The 21,096-nt window shown below is 38.4% G+C and carries 18 protein-coding genes and 1 pseudogene; 11 read left to right on the forward strand and 8 right to left on the reverse strand.

The window, feature by feature from the left end; genetic code table 11:
* The first annotated feature begins 14 nt into the window (after window positions 1–14).
* The 6 genes from IEV57_RS01660 to IEV57_RS01685 all read left to right on the forward strand — a co-directional run bounded on the left by IEV57_RS01660 (window position 15) and on the right by IEV57_RS01685 (window position 10,353).
* A complete protein-coding gene (locus IEV57_RS01660; protein ID WP_188438959.1) occupies window positions 15–1,223 on the forward strand; it encodes a DUF2264 domain-containing protein in 1,209 nt (402 codons plus the stop codon).
* 1 nt (window position 1,224) lies between these two features.
* Window positions 1,225–2,517: a BNR repeat-containing protein gene (locus IEV57_RS01665; RefSeq protein ID WP_188438961.1), complete on the forward strand. Its 1,293-nt coding sequence runs from the start codon at window positions 1,225–1,227 to the stop codon at window positions 2,515–2,517.
* A gap of 15 nt (window positions 2,518–2,532) precedes the next feature.
* Complete coding sequence (locus IEV57_RS01670; protein ID WP_188438963.1) at window positions 2,533–3,735, forward strand: glycoside hydrolase family 88 protein; 1,203 nt, start codon at window positions 2,533–2,535, stop codon at window positions 3,733–3,735.
* Between the two features lie 5 nt (window positions 3,736–3,740).
* Window positions 3,741–5,642 (forward strand): glycoside hydrolase family 43 protein, encoded by a 1,902-nt coding sequence (locus IEV57_RS01675; RefSeq protein WP_188438965.1) that lies wholly within the window; start codon window positions 3,741–3,743, stop codon window positions 5,640–5,642.
* 190 nt (window positions 5,643–5,832) lie between these two features.
* Window positions 5,833–8,946, forward strand: a complete 3,114-nt coding sequence (lacZ, locus tag IEV57_RS01680) for a beta-galactosidase, LacZ type (protein ID WP_188438967.1) — start codon at window positions 5,833–5,835, stop codon at window positions 8,944–8,946.
* 204 nt (window positions 8,947–9,150) lie between these two features.
* On the forward strand, window positions 9,151–10,353 hold the full coding sequence (locus tag IEV57_RS01685; RefSeq protein ID WP_188438969.1) for an ATP-binding protein: 1,203 nt from the start codon (window positions 9,151–9,153) through the stop codon (window positions 10,351–10,353).
* Here the strand turns inward: IEV57_RS01685 and IEV57_RS01690 are convergent.
* On the reverse strand, window positions 10,350–10,853 hold the full coding sequence (locus IEV57_RS01690) for a regulatory protein RecX (RefSeq protein WP_188438971.1): 504 nt from the start codon (window positions 10,851–10,853) through the stop codon (window positions 10,350–10,352). The two genes, IEV57_RS01685 and IEV57_RS01690, sit on opposite strands and share 4 nt — an antisense overlap.
* Window positions 10,854–10,925: 72 nt before the next feature.
* Between IEV57_RS01690 and tpiA the strand changes: the two genes are divergently transcribed.
* The 3 genes and pseudogenes from tpiA to IEV57_RS01705 all read left to right on the forward strand — a co-directional run bounded on the left by tpiA (window position 10,926) and on the right by IEV57_RS01705 (window position 12,699).
* The gene (gene tpiA, locus IEV57_RS01695; RefSeq protein ID WP_188438973.1) at window positions 10,926–11,687 is read left to right on the forward strand and encodes a triose-phosphate isomerase; all 762 of its coding nucleotides are present in this window, start codon (window positions 10,926–10,928) and stop codon (window positions 11,685–11,687) included.
* Window positions 11,688–11,774: 87 nt separating this feature from the next.
* A pseudogene (gene prmA, locus IEV57_RS01700) lies at window positions 11,775–12,517 on the forward strand (50S ribosomal protein L11 methyltransferase).
* A complete protein-coding gene (locus IEV57_RS01705; protein ID WP_188438975.1) occupies window positions 12,514–12,699 on the forward strand; it encodes a hypothetical protein in 186 nt (61 codons plus the stop codon). The pseudogene prmA and the gene IEV57_RS01705 overlap by 4 nt, the downstream one beginning before the upstream one ends.
* A gap of 2 nt (window positions 12,700–12,701) precedes the next feature.
* On the opposite strand, the gene IEV57_RS01710 is transcribed toward IEV57_RS01705, so the two are convergent.
* Both IEV57_RS01710 and IEV57_RS01715 read right to left on the reverse strand, forming a co-directional pair.
* A complete protein-coding gene (locus IEV57_RS01710) occupies window positions 12,702–14,480 on the reverse strand; it encodes a chloride channel protein (RefSeq protein ID WP_188438977.1) in 1,779 nt (592 codons plus the stop codon).
* Window positions 14,481–14,548: 68 nt separating this feature from the next.
* A complete protein-coding gene (locus tag IEV57_RS01715) occupies window positions 14,549–15,460 on the reverse strand; it encodes a M28 family peptidase (RefSeq protein WP_188438978.1) in 912 nt (303 codons plus the stop codon).
* A gap of 269 nt (window positions 15,461–15,729) precedes the next feature.
* Here IEV57_RS01715 and IEV57_RS01720 point away from each other — a divergent pair, with 269 nt between their 5' ends.
* Window positions 15,730–16,716 (forward strand): NTPase, encoded by a 987-nt coding sequence (locus tag IEV57_RS01720; protein ID WP_188438980.1) that lies wholly within the window; start codon window positions 15,730–15,732, stop codon window positions 16,714–16,716.
* A 207-nt stretch (window positions 16,717–16,923) separates the two neighbouring features.
* Window positions 16,924–17,904, forward strand: coding sequence for a virulence RhuM family protein (locus IEV57_RS01725; protein ID WP_188438982.1), 981 nt, complete (start codon window positions 16,924–16,926; stop codon window positions 17,902–17,904).
* A 164-nt stretch (window positions 17,905–18,068) separates the two neighbouring features.
* Here IEV57_RS01725 and IEV57_RS01730 read toward each other — a convergent pair whose 3' ends face one another.
* The 5 genes from IEV57_RS01730 to IEV57_RS01750 all read right to left on the reverse strand — a co-directional run bounded on the left by IEV57_RS01730 (window position 18,069) and on the right by IEV57_RS01750 (window position 21,093).
* Window positions 18,069–18,326, reverse strand: coding sequence for a DUF6952 family protein (locus tag IEV57_RS01730; RefSeq protein ID WP_188438984.1), 258 nt, complete (start codon window positions 18,324–18,326; stop codon window positions 18,069–18,071).
* On the reverse strand, window positions 18,307–18,621 hold the full coding sequence (locus tag IEV57_RS01735; RefSeq protein ID WP_188438986.1) for a thioredoxin family protein: 315 nt from the start codon (window positions 18,619–18,621) through the stop codon (window positions 18,307–18,309). The genes IEV57_RS01730 and IEV57_RS01735 overlap by 20 nt, the downstream gene beginning before the upstream one ends.
* Before the next feature lie 96 nt (window positions 18,622–18,717).
* On the reverse strand, window positions 18,718–19,290 hold the full coding sequence (gene yjjX, locus IEV57_RS01740; RefSeq protein ID WP_188438988.1) for an inosine/xanthosine triphosphatase: 573 nt from the start codon (window positions 19,288–19,290) through the stop codon (window positions 18,718–18,720).
* A gap of 55 nt (window positions 19,291–19,345) precedes the next feature.
* Window positions 19,346–20,053: a YebC/PmpR family DNA-binding transcriptional regulator gene (locus IEV57_RS01745; RefSeq protein ID WP_188438990.1), complete on the reverse strand. Its 708-nt coding sequence runs from the start codon at window positions 20,051–20,053 to the stop codon at window positions 19,346–19,348.
* A 101-nt stretch (window positions 20,054–20,154) separates the two neighbouring features.
* The gene (locus tag IEV57_RS01750; RefSeq protein WP_188438992.1) at window positions 20,155–21,093 is read right to left on the reverse strand and encodes an ROK family protein; all 939 of its coding nucleotides are present in this window, start codon (window positions 21,091–21,093) and stop codon (window positions 20,155–20,157) included.
* Window positions 21,094–21,096: the final 3 nt, after the last annotated feature.

Genomic DNA, 21,096 nt, shown 5'->3' on the forward strand with positions numbered 1-21,096 from the left:
TCAAAAACAGAAAAATGAAAAATATCAAAATACTCAGCATCCTTTTTCTAGTTTGGTGTTTTGGAAATGCCCAAGCGAATAATCAAGAAGACAGAAAAACATTTATTTCTCACCTTACCAAGATTGCAGATCCTGTTTTGACAAATTTGAGTCAGGATAAGTTGAAAGAAAATATGCCTGTCGAGGTGGCTCCAAATGCTTATGGAGATAGAGATAAAGTGACATACTTGGAAGCTTTTGGTAGACTTGTGTCTGGTATGGCTCCTTGGTTGGAGCTCGGCCCAGATGATTCTGAGGAAGGGATCTTGAGAGAGAAATACATCCTTTTGGTTCATCAATCCCTCAAAAACGCAACAGATCCGAGGGCTAAGGATTTTATGAATTTCACAGAAGCTGGTCAACCACTTGTTGATGCTGCATTTTTAGCACAAGGATTATTGCGTGCTCCAACCCAGCTTTGGGATAGATTAGATACCCAAACTAAGAAAAATACCATCGAGGCATTAAAGTCTACGAGAAGTATCAATCCTTATTATAGCAATTGGTTGCTATTTACAGCCATGGTAGAAGCAGCCTTGATCAAGTTTGACGGGGAAGGTGATCAGGTTAGAATTGCCTACGCGCTCAACAAGCATAAAGAATGGTATTTGGGAGATGGGGTCTATGGTGATGGTCCTGAATTTCACTTTGACTATTACAATAGCTTTGTGATTCAACCGATGATCTTAGATATTTCTAAGACCTTGATCGAAGCAGGAATTGGAAATAAAGCTGATTTTGAGCTTTCCCTCAAAAGAGCAAGAAGATATGCAGCCATCCAAGAAAGATTGATTTCCCCTGAAGGAACTTATCCCGTAATTGGAAGATCCATGGCTTATAGGTTTGGTGCATTTCAAGCACTTTCTCAAATCGCACTGTGGGAAGAATTACCCAAAGAAATAGCTCCTGCTCAAGTTCGTGGAGCATTGATAGCAATCGTGGACAAACACATGCAGTCTGAGTCGATGTTTGATCACAATGGCTGGCTAAAACTAGGGTTTAATGGCGTTCAACCAGAATTGGCAGAGCCTTATATTTCTACAGGAAGTTTATACTTATGTACTGAAGTTTTCTTGGTGCTTGGCTTGCCATCATCAGCAGATTTTTGGTCTAAGCCAAGTGAAGAATGGACTCAGAAGAAAATTTGGGGAGGTAAAAAAGCAGTAATTGACAAAGCAATTTGAGATGATCCAAAAAATCAAGATATCATTCATTCTGATTCTTCTTATTACTTCCTGCAAAATACAAAAGTTAGAAAAAGCCCCCATCTTAGAGACTTTGGTCGGAGAAGGTTGGGCAAATAATTCTATCAATACAGTTATCTTCAGAAGGAATTCTCTTGACTCGGATGGTGAAAATCAGTTTGTGGCCTATTATGATCCTGAAGGGTATGTAGTGATAGGTAAAAGAAGTCTAGATTCTGACAATTGGGAATTAAAAAAGACAGCGTTCAAAGGAAATACCAGCGACGCACACAATTCTATCAGCCTGGCTTTGGATGGAGATGGTTATGTTCATCTATCTTGGGATCATCATGACAATGAATTGAGATATGCCAAAAGCAAGTATCCTTTAAGTTTGGAATTTGGCGAAAAGGAGAGGATGACAGGACTTGAAGAATCAAAAGTCACCTATCCTGAATTTCACCGATTGCCTAACGGGAATTTGATATTTATGTACAGGTCTGGATCCTCAGGAAGAGGAAATCTGCTGATCAATAAATATGATACCCAATCAAAATCTTGGAATCAGATGCACAACAAGCTCATTGATGGAGAAGGAGAAAGGAATGCCTATTGGCAATCTTATGTCGATCAGCTTGGAAATATCCACTTGAGCTGGGTTTGGAGGGAGTCTTGGGACGTTTCCACCAATCATGATATGGGTTATGCCGTATCCAGAGATGAAGGAGTAAGTTGGGAGAAATCAACCGGAGAGAAATACACTTTACCGATTACCATAAGTTCAGCAGAGTATGCCTGGAAAATCCCTCAAAATAGCAGCTTAATCAATCAGACTGCCATGGCCGCGGATAAAAATGGCAATCCATACATCGCCACATATTGGGCTGAAGAAGATATTCCTCAGCTTCATGTAATTTTCCATAATGATGGAAAATGGCAAAAAGTAAGCCCAAATCACAGAATCGAACCCTTTGCTTTGGGCGGTGGAGGAACCAAAAGAATTCCAATTTCCAGACCTCAACTGCTTGTAGATAATCAGGAGCGTATTTATATCATATACCGGGATGAAGAAAGAGGCAATAAAGTGTCTCTTGTCTATCAAAACAATTCTGGCTGGGCAGTCAGAGATTTGACAGCATATTCAGTGGGTCAGTGGGAACCTACTTATGATATTGGGCTTTGGAAGGCGAGGCAATCACTCCATTTATTTGTCCAAAATGTAGAGCAGTTGGATGCAGAAGGAATTACAGAAGGACTGTCAAGTCCAATAAAAATCATCGAAATTAATCACTAAAATAAAACCTATACAATGAAAAGCCTTTTGACATCAGCTATCTTATTTTCATTGATAATTTTCACAAGTTGTCAGACCGAAACAAAGAGCGAAACCCAAAATAATGACTTGAGTGCAAAATTAGATAATGTAGTATCTCAGGCCTCTGACCAGTATAAATATTTGATGGGAATTCTTCCTGAAAATAGATTCCCAAAGACTTATCATGCGGATCAAGATAGACTGGAGACATCAAATTCAGGATGGTGGTGCAGTGGATTCTACCCAGGATCTTTGCTATACATGTACGAACAAAATCAAGATGCTACACTTTTGTCAGAAGCCAAGAGAATTATGAAAGTGTTGGAGAAAGAAAAGCTCAATACGACTACGCATGATCTTGGGTTTATGATGTTTTGCAGCTTTGGAAATGCACTCGACATTGCTCCAGAAGAAGACTACAAAGATATTTTGATCCAAAGTGCAAAATCTTTGAGTACTAGGTTTGATGAAAAAGTAGGTTTGATCAAATCATGGGATTCCAAGGAGGGAGACTACTTGGTGATCATTGACAATATGATGAATTTGGAATTGCTTTTTTGGGCCTCTGAAGAGACAGGAGACACAACCTACAGAGATATAGCAATCACACATGCTGACAATACGATCAAAAACCATTTCCGTGAGGATTACAGCACTTACCATGTAGTCAACTATAACCCACAAACTGGCGAGGTAAACAAAAAGCACACCGCTCAAGGGTATGCGGACGAGTCGGCTTGGGCAAGAGGGCAGGCTTGGGGATTGTATGGATATATAGTCATGTACAGGTTTACCAAAGATGAAAAATATTTAGAACTAGCGAATAATATCGCTAGCTTTCTCTTGGATCATCCAAATCTACCAGCAGATAAGATTCCTTATTGGGATTTTGATGCTCCAAATATTCCCGATGCTTTGAGAGATTCTTCGGCAGGTGCAATCCTTGCTTCTGCACTTTTTGAATTATCAACTTATGTGGAAAGTGACAAGTCTGAGAAATATTTCCAAAATGCAGAAACCATGTTGACATCTCTTTCCTCTGAACCTTATTTGGCCGAAACAAAAACAAATGGAGGATTTATCTTAAAGCATGGTGTAGGACATATTCCTGAAAATACTGAAGTGGATACACCGCTGTCTTATGGAGATTACTACTTCTTGGAAGCCATCAAAAGATATAAAAACCTATCAAAATAATTAAAATGATCAACTTTAAGAATCTTCTTTTCGGTATTCTTTGTACCTGTGCATTGACTTTGAACTCTTGCTCTGAGCCGGTCAAGACAGAAGCTTATTTATTTGCCTACTTTATTGGCAATGGTCCAGGTCAAGAAGCTGTTCATTATGCAATCAGCGATGATGGATTCAATTACCGTGCTTTGAATAACTACCTTCCTATCATTGACAACGATATCATCAGCAAGCAAGGAGGCGTTCGTAATCCACATATTCTAAGATCCGATGATGGCAAGACTTTCTTTATGATCTTGACAGATCTTTATGTACCAAATGACGGCTGGACAAATGAAAGTATGATCTTGTTGAAATCAGATGATTTGGTCAATTGGACTCACAGCAATATTCACATTCCTACGGTTTTTCCTGAGAAATTCGGTGAAGTAAGGAGAGTTTGGGCGCCACAGACGATTTATGATTCCAAAGCTGGAAAATATATGATTTATTGGTCCATGCAGTTTGAAGGGGAAGCAGATATCATCTATTATGCTTATGCAAACAGTGATTTTACGGCTTTGGAAACTGAGCCACAGCAACTTTTTTTCCACCCGGAAGGAAAATCTTGTATCGATGGAGACATCATATTTCATGAAGGGAAATACCATTTATTTTTCAAAACAGAAGGACATGGCAATGGTCTCAAAAAGGCAGTTTCCGATAAGTTGACTGAAGGTTATGAGATGCAGGACAAATACCTTCAGCAGACAAAAGAGGCTGTCGAAGGATCAGGGATTTTCAAACTGAATGATTCAGAGAAATTCATCCTCATGTATGATGTATATATGAAGGGCTCCTATCAGTTTACCGAAAGCACGGACTTGGAAAATTTCACCGTAATCGATGAGCAGATCAGTATGGATTTCCATCCTAGACATGGTTCTGTGCTTCCTATCAGTTTGGAAGAAAAGGAAAGATTGATCAAGGAATTTGGCTATGCCGACGAGGTAGCTTCTGGTAATCCTGTTTTGAAAGGTTACTATGCTGATCCAGAAATCATCTATTCTGAAAAAGAGCAGAAATACTTCCTTTATCCTACAAGTGATGGATACGATGGCTGGTCTGGAACCTATTTCAAGACATTTTCTTCAGAAAATCTTCGCGATTGGAAGGAAGAAGCAGTGATTTTGGATTTGAAGAAGGATGTATCCTGGAGTGACAGGAATGCTTGGGCACCGACCATGCTGGAAGTCAAAAAAGAAGACGGATATGAATATTTCTACTATTTCACAGCTAGTCAAAGAATAGGTGTTGCAACTTCCGATAGCCCATCTGGACCTTTTACAGATTCAGGTAAGCCATTAATTGATTTCAAACCTAACGGTGTTTCCGGCGGACAAGAAATCGACCCAGATATTTTCAAAGATCCACAGTCAGACATCACTTACCTCTATTGGGGCAATGGCTATTTGGCGGCAGTTCCCTTGAATGACGATTTGAAGAGTTTTGACAAGAAAAAAATCACCTTGATGACTCCTGATCAGACCTTTAGGGAAGGTGTGGAGGTGTTTTTTAGAAATGGGAAATACTACTTTCTGTGGTCAGAAGATGATACCAGATCAGAAAACTATCGGGTGAGATATGCTATCTCAGATAGTCCAGTCGGCCCTTTGGAAATCCCTGAAAACAACCTGATTTTAAGCAAAAACCCAAAGTTGGGAATCTATGGAACTGGCCACAACTCAGTGATCAATGTCAAGGATACCGATGACTGGATGATTGTCTATCACCGCTTCAAGAGGCCTGAAGGAATCAGAATGGGTCAATCAGCAGGTTTCAATAGAGAAGTGTGTATAGATAAAATGGAGTTTGACGAAAATGGATATATCCTAAAAGTAGAACCTACACTTGATGGTGTGGTGTTAGACTAGTTAATATAAAAATATCTTGAGGGCAAATATTTCAAAAAAGCAAAAAATCGAATTATTTGCTCCCATTTATCATGTTTGGCAAAACAGGAGGTTTTTTTTAATTAATGATCAAATTTTGGAATCAAAATACTCTTAACAATCAAGTGTGATGTTACTCCTCCTGTTTTCTTGAATCAAACCTAAAATAATCATGAAGTATTTATTTGCTATTCCCCTTATGCTTTTGAGCACCTTTGTTTTTTCCCAAAATGAAAAAAACGAATGGGAAAACCCCACAATAGTTGATAGGGGAAAAGAGGCTGGTCGTGCCTATTTTATCCAATACGATTCGGAAGAAAAAGCGATCAAAAAAGACCTTCAATTCAACCACTACTATAAAAGCCTGAATGGTAGTTGGAGGTTTAACTTGGTGAGAACACCCGACCAAAGACCTCAAAATTTCCATGAGAGCAACTTCAATGACAAAGATTGGGATATGATTCCAGTACCTTCCAATTGGGAAATGGAAGGACATGATATACCTATCTACACCAATGTAGCCTATCCTTTTCCAGCGAATCCACCCTTTGTGGACAATAATTACAATCCAGTTGGAAGTTACAGAAAGTCATTTTCCGTACCCGCTGATTGGTCAGACAAGCAAATCGTGTTGCATTTCGGGTCTATCTCGGGTTATGCAAAGGTCTTTTTGAATGGTAAGGAAATAGGAATGACCAAAGCCTCAAAATCTCCTGCTGAGTTTGACATCACAAATCATGTCCAAAAAGGAGAAAATCTTTTGGCGGTCCAAGTGTTCAGATGGCATGACGGAAGTTATTTGGAAGATCAGGATTTTTGGAGATTGAGTGGAATTGAGCGGGATGTATTTTTGCAGGCCACACCGAAACTATCGATAGCTGATTTCACAATTCAGTCTGGTCTAGATGCAGGATACAAGAATGGAATACTAGCCACCAATATCAAATTGAAAAATTCCGAGGGAAATAAATTGAATACGGCAAGTGTGACTTTTGAGCTAATGGACGCCAATGGCAAGAAGGTATATTCGCAAAAGAAATCTACATCAAACTTTAACTCTCCAATTACATTCGAAGGAAAAATAAATGCAGTCAATAAATGGTCAGCAGAGTCTCCCTATCTCTACACCTACCTGATCAAACTGGAAGACGGCAATGGAAATGTGCTCTCTGCAGTAAGCAAAAAGACAGGTTTCAGATCCATAGAAATCAAAAATGCCCAACTGATGGTCAATGGCGTAGCTGTTTTGGTAAAAGGGGTCAACAGACACGAGCATCACGAGGTCAAAGGTCATGTGCCAGACAGGGATATCATGATCAAGGATATTCAGTTGATGAAGCAGTTCAATATGAATGCTGTGAGAATGAGTCATTATCCACACGATCAGGAATGGTACGAGCTATGTGACGAATATGGACTTTACGTAGTCAACGAAGCCAACATCGAAACACATGGCATGGGAGCTGAACTTCAAGGCTGGTTTAACAAAGAGAGACATCCTGCTTATAGAGAGGAATGGAAAAATGCCCACATGGACAGGATTCAGAGGATGTTTGAGCGGGATAAAAACAGCACCTCGGTAATCATCTGGTCAATGGGAAATGAATCCGGAAATGGCTCTGTTTTCTATGATGCTTATGATTGGTTGAAGTCAAATGACAAAACACGTCCTGTCCAATTCGAGCAGGCAGGTGAAAATAGAAATACAGATATCGTAGCTCCGATGTACCCTTCAATCGAGCATATGAAACGATACGCAAATGATCAAAGCAAGGACAGGCCATTTATCATGTGTGAATATGCCCATGCAATGGGGAATAGTGTGGGTAATTTTCAGGAATATTGGGATATTATTTTGGGAAGCAGACACATGCAAGGAGGATTTATCTGGGACTGGGTAGATCAGGGCTTGTTGACGCATGACGAAAATGGAAGAGCATATTGGGCTTATGGTGGCGATTTAGGGGGATTTCATTTTCAAAATGATGAAAACTTTAACGCAAACGGCTTAGTTTCTGCAGACAGAACGCCACATCCATCCTTATATGAAGTAAAAAAAGTCTACCAAAATGTTCACTTCAAACTCAATGAAGACAATTCAATTTGGGTTAAAAACTATTTTGATTTCACCAATTTGGATCAATATGATTTCTATTGGGAGTTGCTGAAAAATGGGGAAGCGACGCAATCAGAAACCTTTGAAGTAGAACTTGCTGCCCATGGAGAAAAGAACATAAATTTGGAATTACCTGTAATCGGAGATGATGCAGAGTATTTTTTGAATGTTTATGCAAAAACCAGAAAGGCTACAGCTGCTTTACCTGCAAATTATATCATTGCCTCTGAACAGATGGCTATTGGAAATAAGTCATACTTTGATCTTAAAAAAGCCATAGCCAAAAGTCTTCAATATGGAGAAAAGGAAGGGGTTTTACATTTTGAAACAGGATCTATTAAAGGAGAATTTGATCTCAAGAATGGATCTTTTAAAAAGTACACTTTGAAAGACTCCGAACCTGGAATTATCAGAAATTTTCCGGAACCGTATTTCTGGAGAGCGCCAACAGACAATGATTTCGGCAATCAAATGCAAAATAGACTGGCTGTTTGGAGAACAGCTCACATGGATAGAAAGCTTCAAGAAATCAACGTCAATAAGAACCACGAAGATGGGATCTTGATTGAAGCTAAATATTTGCTCAATAATATCATGGTGAATTATCATGTCGACTATTTGATCCAACATGATGGCCAAGTCAGGGTAACTGCAAGCATGGATTTTTCAGATAGAGAATTGCCAGAGCTGGTACGTTTTGGTATGCGCATGCAGCTGCCGGGTCAATTTGAAAACCTTGAATACTATGGTCGTGGTCCTTGGGAAAATTATGAGGATAGAAAATCAGCTTCACACATCGGAATTTACCAAGACAAAGTCTCCAATCAATATAACTGGAATTACATCAGGCCACAGGAATCTGGAAACAGATCAGACGTTCGTTGGATAGAGCTGACCGATAAGGATGGAAATGGGCTGAAGATAGAAGGTGTTCAGGAAATTGCCTTTACTGCGCTAAATTTCCCTGCCGAGGATTTGGATCCAGGATTTTCCAAAAAGCAACAGCACCCTACCGACCTCAAACCAAGGAATACCGTTTTCTTACAAATCGACTGGAAGCAGCGTGGACTCGGGGGCGATGACAGCTGGGGAAGGTATCCACATAGAGCGTATCTTCTTTTAGACAAAAAATATGCTTACAGTTATAAAATTTCCTTGATAGGAGATTAATTATCAGACATAGTTTATAGAGTTATTGAAAGTTATAAAACCCTTCCCGCATCAATGTAGGAAGGGTTTTTCTCTTATTAATTTTTGAGATATCAGCTGATATTAGATTCACATTGATTTATAATCAAACCATAAATATATCAAAATTGATTTGGTTTCAAATCAAAATGTATTTATTTTTGATTTGAAACCAAATCAATCTATATGGAAGAGTTATTGAAGTATCAGGGGAATTTATTAAAAAATTTCCAAAGCAGCTGGTATAGATACTTGTTTAAAGATTTGCTAGTACAGGAAAGGCTCCTAGGAATTAAAGGTTTGAGAGGTGTTGGTAAAACCACTCTTTTGTTACAGCATTTGAAGGAAATTTTAGATCAGGGTGAAAAAGGATTATATGTAACAGCTGAACATCCTTATTTCTATAATCAAACTTTATTTGAACTCGCATCTCTCTGGTATAGCTATGGGGGAAAGGTTTTGTTGGTGGATGAAATTCATAAATATCCTGATTGGTCTAGAGAGCTCAAATTAATTTATGATGGATTTCCTGAATTGAGGATAATATTTACCAGTTCGTCAGCATTGGATCTTTATCGGGGGGAAGCAGACCTTAGTAGAAGATTGGAAACTCAAATTTTGCATGGACTATCTTTCAGAGAGTACCTTTCTTTGTATCATCAAATTTCTCTTGAACCAATAGATTTTCAAGACATTATTGAAAACACGTTGCGTATTTCAGATGGACTTATAAAAAAAATTGGTGTACCAGTATTGCCCCTATTCAAAGAGTATCTTCAAGCAGGTTATTTTCCCTTTACCAAAGAGCTGAAGGCTGAAAGAATTCCTCAAAGGTTGATCCAAATAATCAACACCGTCCTAGAAAGTGACCTTTCTGCCATCCAGGGCTACAGTGCATCCAATGTCATTAAAATCAAGCAACTTCTTGGAGTGATAGCTGAAAGTGTTCCTTTTGAGCCTAACATTTCAAAAATTGCAGAGAAAATGCATCTTGGAAGACAAACTGTAAATATTTACATCAAGCATCTAGAAGATGCAAAAATTTTGAATCTACTCTATGAACAAGTTAAGGGGATTAGCCAATTGCAAAAACCAGGGAAAATTTATTTTGAAAACTCCAATTTTCTTTTCTCTTTGCAAATGAATCCTTCTTCTGGGACAGTTCGAGAAACCTTCTTTATGAATCAACTCAGAAATAGTGGACGCCTTATAAGTCTTAGTAAAAAAGGGGACTTTCTGGTTGATGAAAAATATACCTTTGAAATTGGTGGAAGGAATAAAGATAAATCACAAATCAAAAATGTAGAAAACTCATTTTTGGCTTTAGATGATCTTGAGTATGGAATTGGAAGTAAAATACCTTTGTGGTTATTTGGGTTTTTGTATTAGCTATCAATCACATCCATGGCCTCCAGAATCAAATCCATTTCAAATCCCCTAGACATCAAATACTGCTGCACTTTGTATTTCTTTTTGAATGGGTCTGTTTCTTTGGTCAAAGCCCATTTTCTTTCCGCAACATGACAGAGTATTTTGAAATATTCCTCGGGATCGATCTCTTTCATTCCTGATTTGATACAGTTTGGACTTACACCTTTGAATTTTAACTCTTGCAAAATTTTATTTCTGCCCCATTTTTTCAAGCGATATCTTCCACGTGTAAAGGACTGTGCAAAGCGCTCTTCATTCAAAAAATTCTCACTAATCATCTCCGAAATCAACTCCTCGGCCTGCTCACCATAGATTCCCTTTTCATGAAGCTTGGTCCTAACCTCCTTTTGGCAGCGATCCTGATAGGCACAATATGATGCGATTTTCAGCTTTGCTTCTTCCAAGCTCCAGTATTTTTTGGGCTGTTCGGCACCATATTCTTTTCGTGGGTAGGACATTTTGTGTAATTTTATAACAAAGTAACGGCTTACGTTATTTTTATCAAATCTATTTACCAAACCTTTAGAACTATGCGTAAGAAAATTGTAGCAGGAAACTGGAAAATGAATCTCACTTTTGAAGAAGGTCAGAAGCTGACCACTGAGATTGTCAATATGTACAAAGATGAAAATATCAAAGATGTAACTGTGGTTTTGAACCCGCCTTTTGTTCATCTTTTTTCTGTCAAAAAATTAGTAGGGAATACTCCAAACCTATTTTTAGGAGGACAAAACTGTTCTGATAAGGCTTCTGGAGCATTTACAGGAGAAACATCAGCTACTATGTTGAAGTCTTTTGGAGCCGAGTATGTGATCATTGGTCACAGTGAAAGAAGAGAGTATTTCAAAGAAAGCAATGAACTCCTTACTGCTAAAGTAAAACAAGCATTGGAAAATGGCTTGACACCAATATTCTGCTGTGGCGAGCCTTTGGAAATCAGAGAAGCTGGTACGCACGAAGATTATGTGAAAAACCAATTGACAGAAAGCCTTTTTGGCTTGAGTGAAGAGGATTTTGCAAAAATAGTGATCGCTTATGAGCCGATTTGGGCTATTGGTACAGGAAAAACTGCGTCTTCAGACCAAGCGCAAGAAATGCACAAAGCACTCCGAGATCATTTGGCAAGTAAATATGGGCAAGAAGCTGCTGACAATACATCGATCCTTTATGGTGGTAGCTGTAACCCAGCAAATGCCAAAGACATTTTCTCAAAAGCCGATGTAGATGGTGGTTTGATCGGTGGTGCTTCTTTGAAGTCACGTGACTTTATGGATATTATTAATTCATTCTAAAATGTCAACGGTCAACGGACGATAGCATCAGTCGTCTGTTGACAGTTGACTTTTCAATCACTTTTTTTTACAAATTTCTATCAATTTATGCAGTATTTAGAGTTTAAAATTAATTGTAAAGAAGATTTTCGTGAAATCCTCATAGCTGAACTGGCAGAGGTGGGTTTCGATTCTTTTTTGGAAACTGATACAGGACTCGATGCCTATATCGAAGAAAAATCTTTTCAGCGTGAAAGTTTTCAGGAAGTAGTGAATCGCTACCAAAGCTCAGCTGATTTGGAAGTTGTCGAAGGAGTGATGGAAAAAGTCAACTGGAATGAAGAATGGGAAAAGCACTATGACCCGATAGCAGTTGGTGAGGAAGTCTATGTGAGAGCTTCTTTTCATACTGCAAAGGCTGAGTTTAAGCATGAAATCTTGATCAATCCAAAAATGTCATTTGGTACAGGGCACCATGCGACTACTTTTTTGATGTTGTCACATCAGCTGACGATTGATCATCAAGGCAAGAGAGTGATTGATATAGGAGCGGGAACAGGGATTTTGGCCATCATGGCCCACAAGCTGTCAAGATGGGTTTGGGAACAGTTCGTGAAGTTGCACCTCAAGGCACTTTCGATATTGTTTTGGCCAATATCAATAAAAATGTACTTTTAGACGAACTAGAAATTTATGCTTCATTAGTCAAAAAGCAAGGCAATTTGCTCCTTAGTGGTTTTTACACACACGATATTGAGGATATTCACGAAAAGGCAAAATCCGTTGGGTTCAAACTTCTAAGCCAGAAAGACAAAGACAATTGGGCAGCTTTAATTTTCGAAAAAATATGACAGAACTAATCATTTATGCAGTTGTGTTTTTATTACTGATCGGACATGCAATGATGGCCGGTAAAATGTATCGAACCGTTCATGAAGACACAAAGCTTACATTCAAAGAAAAGAACGACTGGAAATTAAAGGCGCTGATTTTCCCTATTTATTTTTGGGGAAAATATAAAGAAAGTAGATAGGGTTACTCCAAATTCTGCCTCATCAAGCGCTTTCTGTAGGCATTAAAAATTCTAGACTTGGAGATAAAGCCCAAATAGATACCATCTTCTACTACAGGTAAATTCCATGCGCCTGACTTTTCAAACTTGTCCATGACTTTTTGCATGTTTTCGTCAGGAAAAATTATCTCTGGAGGACTATGCATCAGCTGTTGGACTTTGATGTCTTTTTGTTTGTTTTCATCAAACATAATGTCCCGAATATCATCCAAAGTAATGATTCCATTGAGTTCTCCATCTTCGTTTACGACAGGAAAAATATTCCTTTTAGAAAGTCTTACAAGTTTGCACAGATCACCCAAACTTGCTTTGGGATCGATAGGTAGTAAGTCTCTTTCCATGACTTTTTTGATATTGATATTATCCAAGACTTCTTCGTCTTTGGATTCAGTCAGGTAGCGCCCTGTATCTTTGAGTTGCTTCACATATAAAGAATCCTTATCAAAGTATGTGGTGGTGACAAATGAAATCGCAGAAACCAACATCAAAGGTAGGAATAGCTCGTAACCACCAGTAATTTCTGCAATCAAGAATATTGCAGAAAGGGGTGCATGCTGTACTCCACTCATGACACCACACATAGCCACCAACGTGAAATGTGCAATAGGCAATGCAATTGGCAATCCAAAAAGATTGGCTGCATAGGCAAACACAAAACCGGTGATCCCTCCTACGAATAATGAAGGTGCAAAAATCCCCCCGCTACCTCCAGCTCCAATGGTAATGGCGGAAGCGATCGGCTTGATGAAAATGATCAGCATCAAGAAAACGATGATAAAATAGGGATTGTTAATTTCTGAGAAGAAAGGACTGTTCGCTAGCAGGCGCTGAGGGTCTCCATCAATCAATGCGTTTAGTGTGTCATATCCTTCACCATAAATTGGAGGAAAGAAGAAAACGATCAAACCCAAAAATGCCCCGCCATAAAGGAGTTTGAGCCAAGGGCTAGTCATCATCCCAAGGAGATTTTCAGTTTTCAATACTACCCTAGAGAAGTAGAGAGAGATGATTCCTGTAAAAATCGCCAAGAGGAAATAGTACGGCATGTGTGCTGCCAAAAAACTATCTGAAAGGTTGAAATTGAACATCACATCTTCTCCCAAAAGCAGCATTGATGTAATAGAGCCAGTTACCGAAGCAATTAAAAGCGGGATGAAACTTCCCACGCTCACTTCAAGCAAGATAACTTCTATAGCGAAAATGACAGCACCTATCGGCGCACCGAAAATAGCTGAAATGGCCCCAGCAGCCCCACAACCTATAAGTAAGGTGCGCTTTTTTGCATTGAGGTGCATTAAGTTCCCGAAATTCGAACCTATAGCCGATCCAGTTACAACTATTGGTGCTTCCAATCCCACTGATCCGCCAAAACCCACAGTAATTGCCGAAGTAATCACGCGGCTGTACATTTTTACTTTAGCGATAAGACTACTTTTTCTCGAAATATTGTAAAGCAAATCAGGGATACCATGTCCACCCTGATCTTTGAGAAGATATGTTCCTGCTAGAAATGCCAGTGAAATACCAACTAGTGGATAGATGATATAGAAAAAATTAGCGTAAGCTTCATTGAAATCTTCTGTCAAAAATTTCTGAATGGCATGTACAGCCGTTTTTAATATAACAGCTGCTAAGCCTGCAACTATCCCGATCAAACCACTTAAGATTAATATGAAGTTTTTGGTACTTAGGTGTCTGAGTCTCCAAATCAAAAATCGGGTGATAATGTCAGTTTTAGCCAAATCTTAAATTTTATTTAAAGGGTAAATTTAGCGCATTAATAGACTTTAAAAAAAAGACTTGCTGAAAATCAATTCAGCAAGTCTGTGTCAAGCGTTATTAGACAATTGAGAATTAGCTCTACGGCTCCTTTGAAAAACTCAGGTTGGATGTTTTCAAAAGTATCTCTAGGCGTATGGTAATCGTCATGATCTTCTACCCCAAAGTAGATAAATGGCACTTTCTTTTGATGGAATTGAGCATGATCTGAAGCATTGGTCCAGTCATCTCTTCCCGATCCAGGAACGTCATGACCAAACATTAATTTGGGTGAAGAACCTACAGACGCTCTTTCCAAACTGGGTTTCAAGAAGGGATAGTGGTGTGTACCGACAGCATACAATTCATTCTGATCGTTTCTGCTGACCATGTCCATATTGATATTGAGTTTGACCTGATCGATCGGAAAAGGAAAATCAGCAACCAACGCCCGTGCACCTTGCATGCCCATTTCTTCAGCGTCTAAAGCCACAAACATCATCGAATGCTTGGGTCTGTTTTTAGAGAAATATTCTGCCAAAGCCATCATCGCGACGGTTCCAGATGCATTGTCGTCAGCGCCATTGAAGATGTCGTCGCCATTTCTCCCGATATGATCATAGTGTCCCATGACCACGATGATTTTGTCAGACTCACTGCCAGGCACAAATCCAACAATATTGGAAGCCTTGTCATAAGTTTTTCCGTCTCTCCTGTTTGTAAAGGAAAAAGTTTGTGTAAAATCATCGTATTGACTGCTTAAGCCTAATTTTTCAAACTTTTCTTTGATAAAATTCTGTGCCTTTATATTTCCTTCAGACATAGGTTTTCTTCCCTCAAGTTCATCGGAAGATAAATACTGAATATCAGAGATTAACTGATCCTGATTGACTTTTTGAGCTTCGGATAAGGTGGGCAAGCTCAGGGTAAAAATGAACAGCGTTATTTTTAAGAATGATTTCATAAAGAAAAGAGTTTTAATTTTTTAACTATCGATTAATCAAGATCGTCTAGAGTAGTGCAAAGTAATATTTTAGACTTGAATAAATTGCGTAATTGATGATCTAAATTGGATTATTATCAATTACCATCCCAAATATAAAATTCAGAATCAAATTTATTGAGGTCATTACCTTATTTCCTTTACGAATATAGAATTCAATATTATAATGAAAATTATATCAAGACGTTAATTATATTCGTGGCAACTGATTGTCTCAAAAATATTTAACTATGAAAATTTTCTCAGCTACGTTGATATGTTTTTTAATTTTTTCAAAATCCTTTGCTCAGGGAGGGGTGCCAGAAGGATTTTTAGATGGAAAATCTGTCGTATTGATTTCAAATTCTCCACAAGCAAGACCTGCAATGACATGGACTGCCTTGTCAGAAGAGATTCATCAAGCGATAGTTGAGGCTGGGGGTGACCCTGTTGCCTACTATGAATTAGAAGATCTTACACTCTCAGAAGAAACACAAGCAGGCTACGCAGAAGCATTTAATAAAAGAATGATTAAAAATATAGTCATTGTCACAAGAAAATCCTCTGGAGAGATCGTTTTAAATATTGCTCTATACACGAATAATAAAAATATTGTCTCGAATTCGGGAGTTTATGCCCTGTCTACCTCAAGTATTGAGGGATTAAAAGAGAGTTTGTCAGCGATGGGAAGTAGCGTCCGGACCAAAAACCTCCTAGTTTTAGATGTTCCAGAATTTCCGGCAAGTGAAGGTTCTTTAGCTGGAGGAGCAAGTAGATTTTTGAATAGAAATCCACTGAATCTGGATGTTTTCAAGCTAGGCATCCCACTCTCAGGAGCAGCGGGAGAGTCTGCTTTCTTGAGTTTATACCGCTATGACCTATTGGGTAAATCTGAGGCAGCCATAGCAGCTGAGCAAGCTGCTGAGAAAAGCGGATTGGAAGGAATTTTTAAATCAAGCTATCCTCATCAGGTAGAGTACCTAACTGATGCCAAAACAGAAGCTGAATTGATTCGTGATCGGGTTCAGTTTGTCTTGATGCGCGTAGAAGGAAGAGAAAACGACCTCAAAAGCAGTATGGGTTTACCTGTCTCTGAGGGTGAAGAAGGATCTAGAATTGTCGTGAAATATTACATCAAATTCCTTGTTCGAAACGAACTTTACATCGGTCCAGAATGGGATGCCGATCCAAATTGGAGGGTTGCGCTAAGGCAATTTTTGGAAAATCTGAAGAAGTAAAAATGATTATCCACTAAGACACGAGCTTGCATAAATATCATTTGTAATCATGCGGATAATAGTCAACAGTCCACAGCAGAACTCCAAATATGGTATGGACATTATTTTAAATGGCTAATGTTTTGAAAGTGGATATACGTAAAAACAAATAGGACATAAATATAGAGAAAGAGCATTTTTCAAAAAGTTTTACTTCAAATAATTGATATGAAAGCAAGAGACCTTTTACTATATCATACTCAAGATCAGAAAGTAAACGTATCAGTTTATTTTCAGGATGGAAGTTTTTGGTTGACACAAAAAGGGATGGCAGAATTGTTTTTTGTTGATAGGTCTGTTGTAACCAGGCATTTAAAAAACATTTTTAAAACTCAAGAATTAGAGGAACATTCAGTATGTGTAAAAATTGCACATACTGCTGAAGATGGAAAAAATTATAAAACTAACTTTTACAGATTAGAAGCCATCCTTGCTGTAGGTTATCGTGTGAATTCAATTCAAGCTACTGACTTCCGTAAATGGGCAACTCAAACACTCAATGAATTTATCATCAAAGGGTTTGTGTTAGATGATGAAAGACTAAAGCAAGGTAAGAATTTTGGGCAAGATTTTTTTGATGAATTGCTTGAACGCATCCGTGAAATAAGGACCAGCGAGCGAAGGTTTTATCAAAAAATTACTGATTTATATGCCTTAAGTACTGACTACAACAAAGAAAGCCAGCAAACCAAAGATTTTTTTGCTGCTGTTCAAAACAAGCTACATTGGGCAATAACTGGAAAAACAGCTGCTGAGATTATTTACTCTGAGGCAGATGCCACCAAACTTTACATGGGTTTAAAAACATGGAAAGCTGCTCCCGATGGGAAAATAATGAAAAGTGATGTGGTTGTAGCCAAAAATTACCTAGCGCATCAGCATATTTCTGAATTAAACAGAATTGTATCAGCGTATTTAGATTTGGCTGAAAACAATGCGCAAAGAGGAATTGCATTTAATATGCATCAGTGGGTCACCTTTTTAAATAGGTTTTTAGAACTTTCTAATTACCCAATTCTAAATGATAAAGGCAAAGTTTCTATGTTGGAAGCGAAGCTTAAAGCGGAAGGTGAATTCGATAAATTCAGGGTCATCCAGGATCAGAATTATGAAAGTGATTTTGACAAGGAAATTAAAAAACTACTCTAATTGCCAAGTATTGCTTAAAGTCTTTGAGTTGAATCGTGGCTTCATTTTAAAGTACTAATAAGTCGATTTCTAGAAAATCTGAAAAAATAAATAGGGCTCCCGAAAGAGCCCTATAGTCAAAGCGTTGTAATTAGTATAAGGGTGATTAACCAACTTCTCGCTTTTTACTTATCAATCGATCCGGTAACACGTTTCATAAAAGCGTTCATCGCTTCTTTCTTGTCCATGCCGCCTTTGATCATTTGATTTACTTCTAATGTACCGTAGAGGTTGGAAAGCAATTCTCCCATTACTTCCAATTCCTCATCCTTCAAAGATGGGATTTCGGTCATGTTCTCAAGTAATTCGATCGTTTCATTGACCCAATCTTCATCATTGGCCTCAATGAATCCTAAAACGTGCTTAATTATTGGCAATCTCATCGATCAAGGATTTTAGTGCTTCTTCTTTATTTGTTTGGATTTGATTCACCAAAGAACCTCCACTGAAAGTTGCAAAAGTAGGCAAATTGGTTACTGCAGCTAGTTTTCTAGATTCTGGTAATTTTTCTGCATCCACGTAGAGAAAAGTAATGCCTTCGTAATCGTTAGAAAGACGCTTCATTTTAGGCTTCATGATTCTGCAATTGCCACACCATGAGGCACTGTACTGTACTACGACTTTATCGTTTTCTTTAATTAAATTCTGTAAGGTGTCTGTTTCTAATTCTTGTAACATATATTCTTTTGTTTAGATCAATTTTATATCTGCAAAATTAGTAAGATACTTCCCTAATTTCTAATTGATATTTTCAATACATCATTGAAACATGAATTAAACGTAGATGTTTTCATTCAGAAACGGAATTAAAGCCAAAATAACTGCTTGACTGTAATATTCTTTCCTATTCACAGCCCCATTGGTCAATATTCCAACAGCTCCATTTCCTTGTTTTGAATTTTCCTTATTGAATACTTGATCATCTGCTGCGCCAAGCTCCATGCCTCCTTTGATCAAATCTGATATGACTCCCGGTAGGAAAAATGTGGAGGTTTTAGCCTTGCCGATTTTTCCATTTCGGTTTTGAATGACTACCCAAGCAAAGGCAAACATTTCCCCGTCCTTTTCATCAACACCGCCTTCTATGCCAACCCAAAAATCAGCTTCAGGGAAAACTACCTTGGCATTTTTTGCTCGATTGAAGGCTCCTAAATAGGTCTCTTGATCTCCGATTGGTTGGTCTTCCACTTCAGAACTCACATTCAAACCTTCTACCAAAAATGCGGAATCAAAAGCATGATGGAAGCCTACGTCTGTACAACTGATTTTAACTGGGTTTTTACTTCCCACGATTACCAATTGCTGTCTTTTTTCTTCTTTTATATTATTTCTCTGAGGAAATATCATTGTCTATTCTATAAATGTAAAAACCTGCGAAGTTGTGTTCCACAGGTTTTAAAGTTTATGCCATATTGGTAAAAACTGAATTGATGTCGTCATCATCCTCGAGTTTTTCAATAAGCTTGTTGATTTCTTCTTCTTGATCTTCGGGTAGCTCTACGGTCGTAGTTGGGAACCATTGGAAATCAGCATTGATGATCTCTATATTTCTGTCTTCAAGGGCCTTTTGCATATTTCCAAAATCCTCAAATGCTGTGTAAACGAAGATTTCTCCTTCATTTTCATCAACTTCATCTAATCCAAAATCAATCAATTCCAATTCTAATTCCTCAATATCATATTCACCTTGAGCAAATCTAAATACAGCCTTTTTGTTGAACATAAAGCTTACAGAGCCTGATGTACTCAAAGAGCCATTTGATTTTGAAAAGTAGCTTCTGATGTTGGCTACCGTTCTATTGGTGTTGTCTGTTGAAGTTTCTATAATGACTGCTACACCGTGAGGGCCGTAACCTTCGTATAATACTTCTTCGTAGTCTTTTTCGTCTTTATTGGAAGCTCTTTTGATAGCCGCCTCGATTCGATCCTTGGGCATCGCTGCACCTTTGGCGTTTTGAATTACTGTACGGAGCTTCGTGTTGTTGACAGGATCAGGACCGCCTGCTTTTACAGCCATCACGATTTCTTTGCCAAGGCGGGTGAAAACCTTAGACATCTTGTTCCAACGCTTAAATTTTCTCTCTTTTCTAAACTCGAAAGCTCTTCCCATATTGAATTGATTTTTAAAGACTCAAAATTAACAAATCTTTTTAAATGCGAGGAGGTAATATTGGCCAATCTTTACAATATTCCCAGCGATCTCAGAAAATATTAAACGAAAATTGAGTTTTTACTCGCCAAAAGAGCAGCTCCGAAGACGCCTGCGCTATCGCCTAATTTTGCTTTAAGAATAGGTGTTTCAAATTCATTGTTAAATATCATTTCTCGGAGTAAATTCGAATTTTGATAGATAGCATCGATATGGCTGACGCCGCCACCCACGACAATGATATCCGGGTCGATGATGTTCACAACTACACTCAGCGCCCGAGCGAAGCCATCTAAAAGCCGCTGAATGGTTTTACTTGCAGCGATGTCATTGCCATCTAAATGTCTCTGATGGATTTCTTTCATGGGTCTCGGGGCTCCTGATAATTCTGCATAAAAACGCTCTAATGCAGGACCGGAGATAATTTGTTCATTGCAGCCTCTTTTGCCACAATAGCATAGGTTTCCTTCTTCAGGATAGAGATAATTGTGTCCCCATTCCCCTCCAATTCCATGTTTTCCTTGAATTAGATTTCCATTGACCACAATTCCTCCTCCTACGCCTGTTCCCAGGATTACTCCGAAAATCACTGCATTCCCTACTTTTTTCTTACCAATTCCAAGTGTAGCTTCTGCTAAGGCAAAGCAATTGGCATCATTCGCTAATCTAATTTCTAGACCTAGTTTAGCTTCTAAATCAGCTTTGAAGTTTTTGCCATTGATGATCGTGACATTGCAGTTTTTCATCATTCCCTTAGTAGGAATATAGGTTCCAGGTGAAGCCAGACCGATGATGTCAGGTTGATATCCTGCATGAAGAGTCATTTGGGAAAGCAATTTTTCAAACTGACTCAAAATATGTTCGTAGCCCAAATTAGCTTCTGTTGGAACTCTTAGGCGAAGCAGCTCTTCGGGTTCATCTTGAGATTTCAAAATTATCCCTTCGATCTTAGTGCCTCCCATATCTATTCCCCAGAGGTTTTCAGAATTGAAATGATTCATGAT

Origin of the sequence: Belliella aquatica, from assembly GCF_014637795.1 — a bacterium.
Classification (GTDB): domain Bacteria; phylum Bacteroidota; class Bacteroidia; order Cytophagales; family Cyclobacteriaceae; genus Belliella; species Belliella aquatica.